The organism is Treponema sp. R80B11-R83G3, assembly GCF_054786115.1.
On sequence record NZ_BDHF01000518.1, the window covers coordinates 1 to 422 of the forward strand.

Annotated in this window: 1 pseudogene; it reads right to left on the reverse strand. The window is 55.5% G+C overall.

What is annotated here, in order from left to right:
• Positions 1-422: pseudogene (locus ACYVRH_RS14750) on the reverse strand (hypothetical protein); the annotation flags it as partial.

Consider the following 422-nt stretch of genomic DNA (forward strand, 5'->3'; position numbering starts at 1 on the left):
TGTCAGGCGAGGCGATTAAGTCGTAAACTCCACGCGTTGCCGCCGCGAGAAGGACGGGAGAGAGTATATCGTTTGGCGGAAGTACGTCCGGCTGTATTTCAGGTTGAACGGCAAGCGCGCACAGTCCTAGCGGAAGCCCTTCGCGCCAGCTATGAATACCGGGCAGTATCAAAACGAGTACGGGCGGGGAGTTTTTTCCCGCCGCGAACGGGGAATTAGGGTCGAGGAAAGGACGCCAAAGCCCTGCGGTTCCGTTATTAAAAAGCGTTTTAAGCTCAGGCGGCGGCGCGGCATAGAGATGGAAACTGCGCGCGGGGAAAAGTTTGGCAAGCGCTTTTATGAAACGGGCTTGAAGAAAATGCGGGAAAGGCGCGTATAACCCTCGGCTTGCGGTATTCTTTATTTCACGCAGAACGTTCGGC